The 13379-nt window shown below is 40.2% G+C and carries 15 protein-coding genes; 14 read left to right on the top strand and 1 reads right to left on the bottom strand.

Translation table 11 applies throughout. The annotated features are described in order from the left end of the window. Window positions 1–20: 20 nt before the first annotated feature. The 6 genes from argF to lysS all read left to right on the top strand — a co-directional run bounded on the left by argF (window position 21) and on the right by lysS (window position 6079). Window positions 21–1019: an ornithine carbamoyltransferase gene (gene argF, locus WMO28_RS13805; protein ID WP_178641576.1), complete on the top strand. Its 999-nt coding sequence runs from the start codon at window positions 21–23 to the stop codon at window positions 1017–1019. Next, window positions 1019–1822, top strand: a complete 804-nt coding sequence (locus tag WMO28_RS13800) for a biotin--[acetyl-CoA-carboxylase] ligase (protein ID WP_349057345.1) — start codon at window positions 1019–1021, stop codon at window positions 1820–1822. Before argF ends, WMO28_RS13800 begins: the two co-directional genes overlap by 1 nt. Before the next feature lie 22 nt (window positions 1823–1844). Continuing rightward, window positions 1845–2213, top strand: coding sequence for a DUF6145 family protein (locus WMO28_RS13795; RefSeq protein WP_178641582.1), 369 nt, complete (start codon window positions 1845–1847; stop codon window positions 2211–2213). 9 nt (window positions 2214–2222) lie between these two features. After that, entirely contained in the window at window positions 2223–3191 is a 969-nt protein-coding gene (gene dusB / locus WMO28_RS13790; RefSeq protein WP_349057379.1) for a tRNA dihydrouridine synthase DusB, read from the top strand. A 275-nt stretch (window positions 3192–3466) separates the two neighbouring features. Continuing rightward, window positions 3467–3952 carry a transcription elongation factor GreA gene (gene greA, locus WMO28_RS13785; protein ID WP_178641588.1) on the top strand — a complete coding sequence of 162 codons (486 nt, stop codon included), beginning with the start codon at window positions 3467–3469 and terminating at the stop codon, window positions 3950–3952. 60 nt (window positions 3953–4012) lie between these two features. Continuing rightward, on the top strand, window positions 4013–6079 hold the full coding sequence (gene lysS / locus WMO28_RS13780; protein ID WP_349057344.1) for a lysine--tRNA ligase: 2067 nt from the start codon (window positions 4013–4015) through the stop codon (window positions 6077–6079). Between the two features lie 211 nt (window positions 6080–6290). Here the strand turns inward: lysS and WMO28_RS13775 are convergent, their stop codons facing one another. Next, window positions 6291–6611, bottom strand: coding sequence for a helix-turn-helix domain-containing protein (locus WMO28_RS13775; protein WP_349057342.1), 321 nt, complete (start codon window positions 6609–6611; stop codon window positions 6291–6293). Between the two features lie 198 nt (window positions 6612–6809). Here WMO28_RS13775 and WMO28_RS13770 point away from each other — a divergent pair, with 198 nt between their 5' ends. The 8 genes from WMO28_RS13770 to WMO28_RS13735 all read left to right on the top strand — a co-directional run bounded on the left by WMO28_RS13770 (window position 6810) and on the right by WMO28_RS13735 (window position 13319). Beyond that, on the top strand, window positions 6810–7820 hold the full coding sequence (locus tag WMO28_RS13770; protein WP_349057340.1) for a hypothetical protein: 1011 nt from the start codon (window positions 6810–6812) through the stop codon (window positions 7818–7820). 76 nt (window positions 7821–7896) lie between these two features. Further along, window positions 7897–8109 carry a hypothetical protein gene (locus WMO28_RS13765; protein WP_349057339.1) on the top strand — a complete coding sequence of 71 codons (213 nt, stop codon included), beginning with the start codon at window positions 7897–7899 and terminating at the stop codon, window positions 8107–8109. 63 nt (window positions 8110–8172) lie between these two features. After that, a complete protein-coding gene (locus tag WMO28_RS13760) occupies window positions 8173–8694 on the top strand; it encodes a hypothetical protein (RefSeq protein WP_349057338.1) in 522 nt (173 codons plus the stop codon). A 104-nt stretch (window positions 8695–8798) separates the two neighbouring features. Then, on the top strand, window positions 8799–10112 hold the full coding sequence (locus WMO28_RS13755) for a hypothetical protein (RefSeq protein ID WP_349057337.1): 1314 nt from the start codon (window positions 8799–8801) through the stop codon (window positions 10110–10112). A 140-nt stretch (window positions 10113–10252) separates the two neighbouring features. Further along, entirely contained in the window at window positions 10253–11290 is a 1038-nt protein-coding gene (locus WMO28_RS13750; RefSeq protein WP_349057336.1) for a hypothetical protein, read from the top strand. A 245-nt stretch (window positions 11291–11535) separates the two neighbouring features. Further along, window positions 11536–11742: a hypothetical protein gene (locus WMO28_RS13745; RefSeq protein ID WP_349057335.1), complete on the top strand. Its 207-nt coding sequence runs from the start codon at window positions 11536–11538 to the stop codon at window positions 11740–11742. A 128-nt stretch (window positions 11743–11870) separates the two neighbouring features. Then, the gene (locus tag WMO28_RS13740; protein ID WP_349057334.1) at window positions 11871–12797 is read left to right on the top strand and encodes a DUF932 domain-containing protein; all 927 of its coding nucleotides are present in this window, start codon (window positions 11871–11873) and stop codon (window positions 12795–12797) included. A gap of 321 nt (window positions 12798–13118) precedes the next feature. Continuing rightward, a complete protein-coding gene (locus WMO28_RS13735; RefSeq protein WP_349057333.1) occupies window positions 13119–13319 on the top strand; it encodes an excisionase in 201 nt (66 codons plus the stop codon). Window positions 13320–13379 lie beyond the last annotated feature (60 nt).

Genomic DNA, 13379 nt, shown 5'->3' with positions numbered 1-13379 from the left:
GCCATGAGGAGGATATTATTATGAATCTTAAAGGAAGAAATTTCCTGACACTGAAAGACTTTACACCGGAAGAGATCACCTACATGATCGATCTGGCAGCAGATCTCAAAGCTAAGAAAAAAGCAGGAGAGCTTCATGAATACTACAGAGGCAAGAACATTGCACTGATTTTTGAAAAGACAAGCACAAGAACACGCTGTTCTTTTGAGGTGGCTGCACATGATCTTGGAATGGGTTCCACATATCTTGATCCGACAGGCTCCCAGATCGGAAAGAAAGAGAGCATTGCGGATACAGCAAGAGTTCTCGGAAGAATGTACGAAGGAATCGAGTACCGTGGATTCGGTCAGGATATCGTTGAGGAGCTTGCAAAGCATGCAGGAGTTCCGGTATGGAATGGTCTGACTAATGAATATCATCCGACACAGATGCTTGCAGATATGCTGACAGTACGTGAGCACTTCGGCAAACTGAAAGGTCTGAAGCTTGTATACATGGGCGATGCCCGTTACAACATGGGTAACTCCCTGATGATCGTATGCTCCAAGCTTGGCCTTGATTTCGTGGCATGCACCAATAAGAAATACTTCCCGAATGATGAGCTGGTAGCACAGTGCCAGCAGTGGGCTAAGGAAGCAGGTTCCACAATTACCCTCACAGAAGATGTGGAAGCCGGAACAAAAGATGCAGACATCGTTTACACAGATGTATGGGTATCCATGGGTGAGCCGGATGAAGTATGGACAGAGCGTATCCATGACCTGACACCATATAAAGTAACAAAACATGTAATGGAGAACGCCGGCGAGAAGGCAATCTTCCTTCACTGTCTGCCAGCTTTCCATGATCTCAAGACAAAGATCGGTAAGGAGATGGGCGAGCGCTTCAACCTTACAGACATGGAGGTTACAGACGAGGTATTCGAGTCTCCGCAGTCCAAAGTATTTGATGAGGCCGAGAACCGTATGCACACTATCAAGGCTGTGATCGTTGCAACATTGGGAGAGCCGGAGAAATAATGCCAGAGTTATATAATGAAGAGATAATTTCACAGGCAACACATACAAAATGGGCGGGCAAAACCGTCCATTTTGCAAGAGAGATCGATTCTACCAATCTCTGGGCGAAGCGTGCTTGGAAAGAAGGCGCACAGGATGGAGAACTGTTTGTGTCAGAGTATCAGTCCGCAGGGCGCGGACGTTTTTCAAGACGCTGGAGCGCACCGCCGGACAGCTCTGTGATCATGAGCATTCTTCTCTGTCCGGAATTTTCCCCGGTGAAAGCACCGATGCTCACACTTGTCATGGGACTTTCCGTTGCACAGGCGGTTGCGGACCTTGGTCTGGATGTAGGAATCAAATGGCCCAATGATGTAGTTGTTTCCCGCAAAAAAATCTGCGGCATTCTTACAGAAATGACGATGAAGCAGGATAAGATCGGCTGTGCAGTCATCGGTGTGGGAATTAATGTAAATATGGACAGCTTTCCGGAAGAGATGGCGGACAAAGCAACCTCGCTGTATCTGGAGAGCGGACATACCTTTGACAGAGCGCAGGTACTGGGACTTGTGATGAGACATTTTGAGAAAAACTATGAGAGCTTTGTACAGACAGAAGACCTTGGCGGGCTGAAAGCCGATTATGAGAAGCTGCTTGCAAATCTGGATCAGCCGGTGCGTGTGCTGGATCAGAACAACCCTTATGAGGGGATTGCGAGAGGAATTAATCCGGGTGGCGAGCTTCTTGTTGAGAAGGCAGACGGAACTGTTGCGGAAGTAAATTCCGGCGAGGTTTCGGTGCGTGGCCTGTACAGTTACGTGTAAGATATAGAATAAAGGAGTTTTTATGTATCAGGATAACATTGTGCTCTGCGGAGCAAGCTCTTATGAGCAGAAGTATTATTTTAATCAGGATTTTGCATCTCTTCCGGAGGCTGTAAAACAGGAGCTGCAGATCATGTGCGTGCTTTTTACAGAGGACGTAGGCGGAATCCTGACACTGGAATTTGACGAAGACGGAAACCTGCAGTTCAAGACAGAAGCCCTGGAAGCAGACGCCCGTTTCGATGAAATCGGAAGCGCACTGAAGATCAAAGAGCTTCAGCGTGATAAAAAAGAGCTTCTGGAGTCTCTGGAAATGTATTACAAGGTATTTTTCCTGGGAGATATTCCGGATGAGGAACTGCAGAAAAAAGCAGATGCAGTTGAGGACTGATCCATGAAGATGCAGTGGAACATTGGAGATGTAAAGATCGAGAATCCTTTTGTGCTTGCACCGATGGCCGGGGTGACAGATCTGGCTTTCCGGAAGCTTTGCAAAGAACAGGGAGCAGGACTGATCTGCATGGAGATGGTCAGTGCAAAAGCCATTTCCTACCATAACAAAAACACCGAAGCACTGATGGAGATCGATCCCGTGGAGCATCCGGTATCCATGCAGCTTTTTGGCAATGAGCCAGAGCTGATGGCAGAGGTGGCAAAAAGCATCGAGGAGCGTCCTTTTGACATTCTTGATATCAACATGGGATGCCCGGTACCGAAGGTGGTAAATAACGGAGAAGGTTCCGCGCTTCTGAAAGATCCGAAACTGATCGAACAGATCGTGCGAAGTGTTTCCGGTGCAGTGTCCAAGCCTGTATCTGTAAAGGTCCGCATCGGCTTTGATGAAAATACACCGGTGGATGTGGTGGAGATCGCAAAACGTGTGGAGGATGCAGGAGCGGCAGCGATCGCAGTTCACGGAAGAACAAGGCAGCAGTACTATTCCGGCCAGGCAGACTGGGAAGCTATCCGCAGAGTGAAGGAAGCGGTAACGATCCCGGTGATCGGAAACGGTGATATCGTTTCCCCGGAAAGTGCGGAAGCGATGTTGAAAGAAACCGGCTGTGATGCGGTGATGATCGGCCGCGCAGTCCGTGGGAATCCATGGATATTCCGGGAACTGAACCACTATTTCCTTACCGGGGAAAAGCTTCCGAAGCCATCCGTGGAGGAGGTTTGTGAGATGATCTTGCGCCATGCACGAAACCAGATCGAGATCAAGGGTGAATACATCGGAATCCGGGAAATGCGAAAGCACGTTGCCTGGTATACCGCAGGCATGCGTCACAGTGCAGGAATCCGGAGAGAGTCCAACAATATTGCCAGCTATGAAGAACTGAAAAAGCTTACAGATATGCTTCTGGAACGATGAGAAATATGGGAATCTGAACATCGGAAATATTTACAAAAAAGCCGTGGGAAAATCGCGAATTTTCTGCGGCTTTTTCTGCACTTGAGGAGTGCGTTTTTCGACGCGGAATGCTTGACAATAAAGGGGCTTTTCGGTATAATACAGGAATTGTGAATATCCTAAGACTTTTCTACCCTTTTTTGGGAAAAAGCCCTCTGGGAACAACAGTAACAGAAATATCCGAAGCTGTATTTTTCATAGATAAACAGCACGGTTTTGAAAGGAAGTAAGGCAGAATGGAAGAAGCAAAGAAGAACTTACTCACATACGCAGGACTTAGAAAACTGGAAGACGAGCTGCATGATCTTAAAGTAGTTAAAAGAAAAGAAGTTGCAGGAAAGATCAAAGAGGCCAGAGAGCAGGGTGACCTTTCTGAGAACGCTGAGTACGATGCAGCAAAAGACGAGCAGAGAGATATCGAGGCACGTATCGAGGAGATCGAGAAGATCCTCAAGAATGCCGAGGTTGTAGTAGAGGATGAAGTAGATCTTGACAGAATCAGCGTAGGCTGCAAGGTTAAGGTTCATGATTGCGAGTTTGATGAGGACATGGAGCTGAAGATCGTAGGTTCCACAGAGGCAAACAGCCTTGAGGGCAAGATCTCCAATGAGTCTCCGGTAGGTAAGGCTCTGATCGGTGCACACACCAACGATGTTGTTGATGTTGAGCTCCCGACAGGAATCGTACAGTACAAAGTTCTTGAGATCCAGAGAAACGTATAAAAAAACATACCCGGCGGATCCGAAATATCCGCCTGACGAATAGATTAAGGAGGCCAAGAGGTGGCAGAGCAGAAGAAGCAGGATGTAAACCAGCTGCTTAAGGTACGCCGTGAGAAACTGGCAGACCTTCAGGCAAATGGCAGGGACCCGTTTCAGATCACAAAATTTGATCAGACACATCATTCCCTTGAAGTGAAGAAGCTTTATGAAGAGCATGAGGCAGAGCTTCTCAAGGACCGCAAGGAGCTTGATGTAACAGGTCTTGACGAAGAACAGGCTAAAGAAGCCCAGAAGAAGGATTATGAAGAAAGAAGAAGCATCATGGACGCAAGCCCGATCCATGTAGCGATCGCAGGACGTATGATGTTCAAGCGTGTAATGGGAAAAGCTTCTTTCTGCAATATCCAGGATTTACAGGGCAGCATTCAGGTATATGTAGCAAGAGATGCGATCGGAACAGACGCTTATGCAGATTTCAAGAAATCCGATATCGGTGATATCTTTGGTCTGGAAGGTTTTGCTTTCAGAACAAGAACAGGTGAGATCTCTATCCATGCAGAAAAGATGACTCTTCTTTCCAAGAGCTTACAGATCCTTCCGGAGAAGTTCCACGGACTGACAGATACAGATACACGTTATCGTCAGAGATACGTAGACCTTATCATGAATCAGGACAGCAAGAACGTATTTATCAAGCGTTCCCAGATCCTGAAAGAAATCCGTAACTTCCTTGCAGGACGCGACTTTATGGAAGTGGAGACACCAATGCTGGTTTCCAATGCAGGTGGTGCAGCCGCAAGACCGTTCGAGACACATTACAATGCACTGAACGAGGATGTTAAGCTTCGTATTTCTCTTGAGCTTTATCTGAAGAGACTGATCGTTGGCGGACTTGAGAGAGTTTATGAGATCGGCCGTGTATTCCGTAATGAGGGTGTTGATACCCGTCACAATCCGGAGTTCACTCTGATGGAGCTTTATCAGGCATATACAGATTATGAAGGAATGATGGAACTGACAGAGTCCATGTTCCGTTATCTTGCAGAGAAGGTCTGCGGATCCAGCAAGATCTCCTACAATGGTATCGAGATCGATCTTGGCAAGCCTTTCGAGCGTCTTACAATGAACGATGCTATCAAGAAATATGCAGGAGTTGATTTTGATCAGGTTGAAGACGATGCAGCAGCCAAGAAGCTTGCTGATGAGCATCATATTGAATATGAGGAGCGTCACAAGAAGGGCGATATCGTAAACCTCTTCTTCGAGGAATACTGTGAGAAAGAGCTGATCCAGCCGACATTCATCATGGATCACCCGATCGAGATTTCTCCTCTGACAAAGAAGAAACCTTCTGACCCGACTAAGGTAGAGCGTTTCGAGCTCTTCATCAATACATGGGAAATGTGTAACGCATATTCTGAGCTGAACGACCCGATCGATCAGAGAGAGCGTTTCAAAGCACAGGATGCTCTTGCAGATGCCGGTGACGAGGAAGCTAACCACACAGATGAAGACTTCCTGAACGCACTGGAGATTGGTATGCCGCCTACAGGTGGTATCGGATACGGAATCGACCGTCTGGTAATGCTTCTGACAGACAGCCAGGCAATTCGTGATGTACTGCTCTTCCCGACAATGAAGTCACTGGATGCAGACAAGAATTCAGAGAAGTCAAAAAATAGCACTTCCACAGAAGAAGCTCAGGCAAACGACAACAACGGATTCTTCACACCAAATGAGAAGATTAATTTCTCCAATGTAAAGGTTGAGCCACTGTTTGAAGAAGATGTTGATTTCGATACATTCAGCAAATCTGACTTCCGTGCAGTGAAGGTTAAAGAGTGTGTTGCAGTTCCGAAGAGCAAGAAGCTCCTTCAGTTCACACTGGACGACGGAACAGGCACAGACCGTACCATCCTTTCCGGAATCCACGCTTACTACGAGCCAGAAGAACTGGTAGGCAAGACCCTGATCGCAATCACAAACCTGCCGCCACGAAAAATGATGGGAATCGAATCCTGTGGTATGCTGCTCAGTGCAGTAAATAACCTGAAGGATTCTGAGGATGAAGAGCTTCATCTGCTCATGGTTGATAACCATATCCCGGCTGGTGCGAAGCTGTACTAAGGTCAAAAAACAGTAAAACTTAATCATTGGTTTTGTACCAATTTTCGAGAGTTTGTACCAATTTTGTACCAATAATTATTGAAAAAATGAAGATGTATACAGAGTTACATGTAAGAGCTGTTATAATGTTTCCTGTATAAATACAAAAAGCTGAATTTGTCATTGGTTTTGACAGATTCAGCTTTTATTTTTTTATTCTGAAATAAATATATTAGTCTATCGTATTTAAGAAAGTAAGTAATGCCTCTCTCTGGGCTGGATTGAGTCTATATATTCTGGCTATCAAAGGATCTTCACTTAGAAGGTTGTTGTCATCATCAAAAAAATCCTTTAACGAAATATCAAGTGTCCTGCATAATTGGAAAATAATTTCTATTGTTGGATTTTTATTACCCATTTCGATATCACGTACATAACTTTGGCTAATTCCTGCAAGGTTGGCAAGTTTGTTGGTAGATATCTGCTTTTGTTCACGGAAAAAGCGTAGTCTGTCTCCAACAGGGTACTCATAAGAGTCATGTGTATTTGCCATATATGGAAGCCTCCTATTAATTCTTTATAGAGATAGACTATCAAAGTTTTTGAGATTGAATTACATTTATAGAGATTGACATTTAACTCTATAACTATTATCCTTAATAGAAAAGAGTAATTTAGAATTAGAGATATGGTTTATATTAATGGGGAAAAGTGAAAATTTTATATTTATAGAAAACTGGAGGAACGGGGAATGAATGATAAAGAATCTGCTTTGCAGATGAAGGAACAGATAAAGTCATTTTCTGATTTTGTTCAAATTGCTTGGGATGCTCTGAGTGACAATGTATTGACAGAGGATGATAATGAGAATTTTGATTTGATGACAGATGCTTTTTTTAACCTTGTAAGAATTGCATGTGTATATGATGGAAATAAGAAAATACTTGAAGAGTTGTTTGAGGAAAAGGCGAATGAAGATTTTGAAAGTGTTCATGAATCATTAAGTACGATTAGTGATTTTTTAGATGAAATGCAGCCTGAGGATTGGGATGAAGAAGTTAGTCTGATGGAGGCATTTGAGGTTTTTTCCGAGAAGGCATATAAAAGTTGTCTGAAAATTAAAGGCTGCAATGATGAACATGAGATTATTCTAGTTAGCAGGGAACTTCAGGAAGATGCAGAAGATTTAGCTTCAATATGTAATGAAGCATGGTATTCGATTAATGGAATTGAAGAAGAAATAAATCAATTAATACAAAAAATTGATATGCCGGAAGAAATACTTGTTTTAGCTGAAGAATATAAAGAATTTGTTGGGAAGACAATTAAGAATCTGAAGACATATATTTCCGTAGTGGACAATAAGGATTCTACTGATGATTTTGAATTTTTGTTTGAGGTGTCATTTGTTTGTGGAATTGGATCTCTAGCAAGCAGGTGTATAAAGGATGAGGAGCTATTTTTTGACGTATCAGTTTTTAGGGAGGATGAAGAGGTGAAACTTCCAGATGATTTTTATTCTTTTTACGATAATATAGAGGGAATAGATCATATTGCTGAACAGTATTATTATGGATGGGATAAAAAAATGTCTTTGGTATCAGCTTGCAAAAGTTTTCATTTTAGATACGTGAATCTTTTAAAAATGAGCAGAAACGGAACTAATATGGATGTTATTGCAAAGCGATCTAGGGAAGAATGTGGACAATTATTAAAGAAGATGGAAAATGCTCAATCAATCTTAAACATACTGCTCGAGTAGAAAATTTAATAATTTCCAGATTAAAATAATATACAGCGTGTTTACAAATATAAGACAAATACAGAGGAAATTAAATATGTTTGAATTTTTTGAAAAATTGGCTTGGGTTTTAAAATTTATTAGAGTTATTTTTATAGGACTTATTGTTGTAGCCATTATCGGGGCAGTTATAGTAAGTGGATTAGTGGCAACTGGTATTATAATAATCGGAGTTCCACGAGTGGTTGGAGTAATTGTAGGAATCGTTTTATTCCTGATCTTATTAGGAATAATAAAAATGATATTTTAGATGTTTTCTAAAAAATGAATTTACATTACGGTACACAGAATAAATATAAAGTGGGAGAAAGAAATGGGCAAAAGAGAAAGAAAAATAGGACTTATAAAAAAATATATCAAAAATGCAGCAGGAAATTGGAATGCATATTCTTATGGAAATATACCTAAACAGCTGGTTAGAAACGCATGTTCCAACTATGCAGGTGCGGTGCAGTATGAGGATGTTTTGGGATTGATTGATATTTCAGTATCTGGAAATGGAAAAAAAGGAATGCTTTTTACTCCACATAAATTATATTACGATAATGGTATGCTTGAAAAAAAAGGAAGTGTGACATACAGGCAGATTTCGGATAATGGAACCGTTCCAAGTGCTGTTTTTGGAAGTGCATATAACAGACAGGCATTGTTGGAGTTATTAAGCGGTCTTTCACAGATTGAAGGTGAGAATTTTGAAACTAAAATAAACGATATTAATTCTTCAATCGACAGTTTGAATAATGGAGTTCAGCAACTTTCAGATACATTTAATAAAGGTATGGATTTGGCAAATTCTATTTTCAAATTATTTGATAGCGGGAACAAGTCTGAGTAATAAAATATCAGAAATTGGACAGAATGTGTCCTTCAAATGTGGTATTATGATCATAGAAAGAGAAAATTTATAGAAAAGCTAACTTATCAGTGAGGACAAGCATTATGGAGGATGAAGCAGGTAAGGTATTCGTACAGGATAGTCAAGGAAAGACTGAACTATTAAGAACAGCGGATAAATGTGATAAATATGATTATCTTATGGCTGTAGGCTGCGGAGTAATCGGAGGTGTCATAGATATATTTCTTGTGGGTTCTCCTGGAAATAGTGCGCTAGAAAAATGGTCAGATGAACAGGTTGATAAAACAGTAAAAGGATTTGCAAAGACTGTTGGATGGGCTCCTAAGGATGAACAAAAAAATAGTGTTTCTAGTGCAATAGGTTTTTTGGAAAAAAAATTTAAAGTGAATTATGATCAGAGACACACAGCGGATGTTGGGAATCTTTTTAATATGAATATTAAAAACCATCATTTGATGTCACTTTCACATTCGCCTGATATTGTTGGTTTATTTTTTTCTATTCTTAATCAGTTTACATCTACCTCATCATTTATTGCCGATGGACAGTTGATAACGATTTCTACAGACACATTTGAACTGCAAGGTAAAAATTTTATTGCGAAAATTTTTAGTGGAATTGCAAATTGGTTTGGACATATTATGTCCGATATAGCTGGCAGTTCGGGAAGCAGAGGAAATACGGGAAGAGGAGCAGGTGTTGCATTGCCATTTTACGAAATTTTCCAGTTTTGTAAATTTGGGAAATTTTCTGTTAAAAAAGATAAACAAGATTTAGCAATTATTGCAATAAGGGCATTTCAGGAAGGCTATGATTTTAGATTTGGTTTGACAACGATAATTCCAATAATTATCACAGAGTTGAGTATTAGGCTGATGTGGGCATTACGAAGATATTTTCAATATGAAAAACCATTGAGGGAATGTATTCCTACAACCGATCATGCAGAACTTAGAGTAATGATTCTTTTGGGTAATGGAACTTTGTGTGTAATGGATGGTGCGGATGCGGCAATCAGATCTGGTGGAAATTTTCTTATCATGTTTACGAGGCTGAACATAATAGCATGGTTCAGGTTCGTATCATTGGTTTTAAAAGAAATATGTATCAGGTTGGGGATAAAAGATGCATTACAGAAAGAATTGGAGGCTTTTAAGCGTGTAAATGAAGCAATTCTTGTATATCTTGTGGAACTGGAAAAAATAGATGTTGAGGCTTATAGACGAGAGGTCGAAAATTATACAGAGTATTGCCGATTGCTAGATAAGACATCAGACGAAGAAACTCTGAATATGGTATTGGATTTGTCTTTTAAGCAGTTAGGAGTAAAAAAGGCATGGAAGGGTGATTTTGATGAATTCATGAAAAATCGTTCAAATCATTTGGTGTTTGAATAGTGTCTTAATGTGATATATATGATCGCTGTTGCAGAAATCCTAATTGTTCAGAATTATATTTTAAGAAGGTATATACAAAAAAAGAATATTATGATTTAAATTACAGTGCATGTAAACTATTGAAGGGGGGATTAAGCGTTATGCCATTACCGTTTATTATTGGGGGCTTAGCGGCAGCCGCAGCACTTGGGGGCATTGGATCGAGCATTCATGGTGGAGTCAAGATGAAGAAAGCAAATGATACCATGAAGATGGCGGAAAAAAGGCAAAAGCGTGCTATTGTAAATTTGGAGAAAAGGAATAGAGAAACAGCTGCTATGATGGATAGAATTGGTGAACAGGAGCTATCTATACTACAGAGTTTCGGTGAATTTACTGATTTGATTGAAAAGATTCAAAACAGACCTGTATTTAAAACATATCAAAAAGAGGGAATAAAACTTCCTAAATATCAGGGAGAGGAATTGAAAAAAATTTCTACTGGTGCAGGAATATTGATAGGTGGACTTGGTGGAGCAGCGATCGGAACAGCTGGGGGCTTTGCAGCAGCTGGAGCAACTACATCAGCAGTAATGGCACTTGGAACAGCTTCAACTGGAACAGCCATTGCGTCCCTTAGTGGGGTTGCTGCAACTCATGCGACTCTTGCAGCACTTGGCGGTGGAGCTATTGCGGCTGGAGGGGGCGGTATGGCACTTGGAACAGCAGTTCTTGGAGGTGCAACATTAGGTATAGGTCTTTTGGTAGGAGGAGTTATATTTAATGTCACAGGTTCAAAATTATCTGACAAAGCAGATGAAGCTTATCAACAGGCAAAAAAGACAGAAATGGAGTCTAATAAAATTATTTCCTATTTTAATTTTTTGTGTGCATCAGCCAGTGTTTTTGAAAGTAATTTGAAAAAGGTTAATGATGAATATAAAAAAAGATTTAAAATTCTTAATGATATAGTAAACGCGGATAGGAAAACAGAGTGGAATGAATTTAATGAATCCGAGCAACTGTTGACGGAAAATCTTATCATGCTGGTTGGCTTGCTATATAAAATGTGTCAGATAAAACTTGTGTTGAAATCTGACAAAGAGGATGGAATAAATACGGTAAATAAAAAAGAGATAAATCAAAATACAAGGGATGTGGATTTTGTTTTACAGAATTTGGATACTGTAAAGGAGTAATTCATCCGTAATATCTCACTTCCTGTTTATATATCATCTATATGATAAGGAGGTCGATGTGACATAAATAAGCATACGATAGCAGCTATAGGACTTGCTGTGCTTCAGGGAGTGATTGTGTTTCTAGAGGAAACAGTACTCAGTGGAAAATCTTAGGTAATTACATAATTTTATTTTAAAGAGAGGTGAAGTTGTATTTTCATCTCTCTTTTTCTATGCTCATTTTCAAGGAAGGGGGTGAGTGTGTGAAAATGCAGCGTAGAGATTTGCTGGAACAGGCATATCAGCTTCTCAATGGAATGAAGAGTATGTGCCAGCTTTTAGAATGTCCGGGAGTACCACCGATTACAGGAGATACTCTGGCAGTATTTGAATGCGTATATAGTGAGGTACTTAGACTTGTTGAGGAGGCTATAAAACTGGATAGTGATGAGGACGAAAAACAATCATAAGGAGAAGAATTACATGCAGAAGATTATTATTTCAATTTTGTCTACAATAGTCGTAATTTGGAATGAGTTGCGTGAGAGAGACGAAAAGAATACAGATGAAGAAAAATGCGAAAGGAGAAAAAAATAATATGGCAGCAAATGTAGAAACAATGTTTAGTGTAAGAGAAAAACCTTGGCATGGCCTTGGGGTTATAGTAGAGGATGCTCCATCATCAAAGGATGCATTGAGACTTGCAAGACTTGATTGGAGGGTAGTACAGAAACCGTTGTTTACAGATTCTGGACTGGTTGAAGGGTATAAGGCAAATATAAGAGAATCTGATGATTCTGTACTTGGAGTGGTAACAGACAGGTATAAAGTTGTTCAGAATACAGAGGCTTTTGCGTTTACTGATAATTTGTTGGGAGAAGGCGTAAAGTATGAGACTGCCGGATCACTTCAAGGTGGTAAGAAGGTATGGATTTTGGCAAGACTTCCAAGGGAATATATCATGTCTGGAGAAAGAATAACCCCATATCTTGTATTTAGCAATACTCATGATGGTTCAGGAGCTGTAAAGGTTGCAATAACGCCAGTGAGAGTTGTCTGCAATAATACATTGAATTTGGCACTAAATACAGCAAATAGATGTTTCAGTATGGTTCATACCGGAGACATTAAGGGCAAAATTGATGAGGCAAAACACACTTTGTTTATGGCTGATGAGTATATGGAAGCTCTTGGTAATGAGTTTGATAATATGCGTGAACACAGGATAACTGATCAGCAGGTGGAGGAATATATAGAGATGCTGCTTCCGATAGATCGGAAAGCAAGTTCTGTTACTGTAAGAAATATAAAAAAGCTTCGAGAAGATATGAGAATGCGGTATTATGATGCTCCAGATCTTTCACAGCTTGGAAATAATGCATATCGATTTATTAATGCAGTATCCGATTTTGCAACTCATGCTAATCCGATAAGAAGGTCAAAAAATTATAATGAAAATCTTTTTATGCGAACATATGAGGGTAATCCTATGATTGATAAGGCTTATCAGCTTTTGACTGCATAAATATATGAAGGTAGATTATGAATAGGATTGTGATGGTGCATGAGAATAAAAGATAAATTTATTAAGAAAATTTACATTGAGTTGCAACAGTATAAAGAGTTATATGGTAACAAAGAAGTCGAGGTGAATTCAAAGCTAAAGACATGTTTACATATATATGAGACACTTATTTCTTCAGCAGATGAATTTTCAGATATGTTACTTATGAATCTTGTAAATCAGAGTACGATGACTGTCGTACACCTTTAGCTCTGTTTTGAGAGGTAATATTTAAAGAAAAAGCCCACAAAATCAATACTTTAGGGCTTGACAATATAGGAAGTGAAGAATGAAGTGGATATTTCAAAAAAATGTTTATTAACTTTAGAAGAAGCTGCGGGATATACGGGAATCGGGATCAATAAACTGCGAGCTCTCAGTAATGATGAACATTGTACTTGGGTGTTATGGAATGGTACACGAAGAATGATTAAGAGATCAAAATTGGAGGCTTATCTGGATACGGCTGTTGCTAGAATATAAATAGTACAAGCCAAAATGAGAAATTCCAAATACACATAAGCATGGTACAATAGAAACATG

The organism is Blautia aquisgranensis (assembly GCF_040096615.1).
Lineage (GTDB): Bacteria > Bacillota > Clostridia > Lachnospirales > Lachnospiraceae > Blautia_A > Blautia_A aquisgranensis.
Note: the sequence above shows the minus strand (reverse complement) of the source record. Positions and strands in the feature narration are given on the sequence as shown.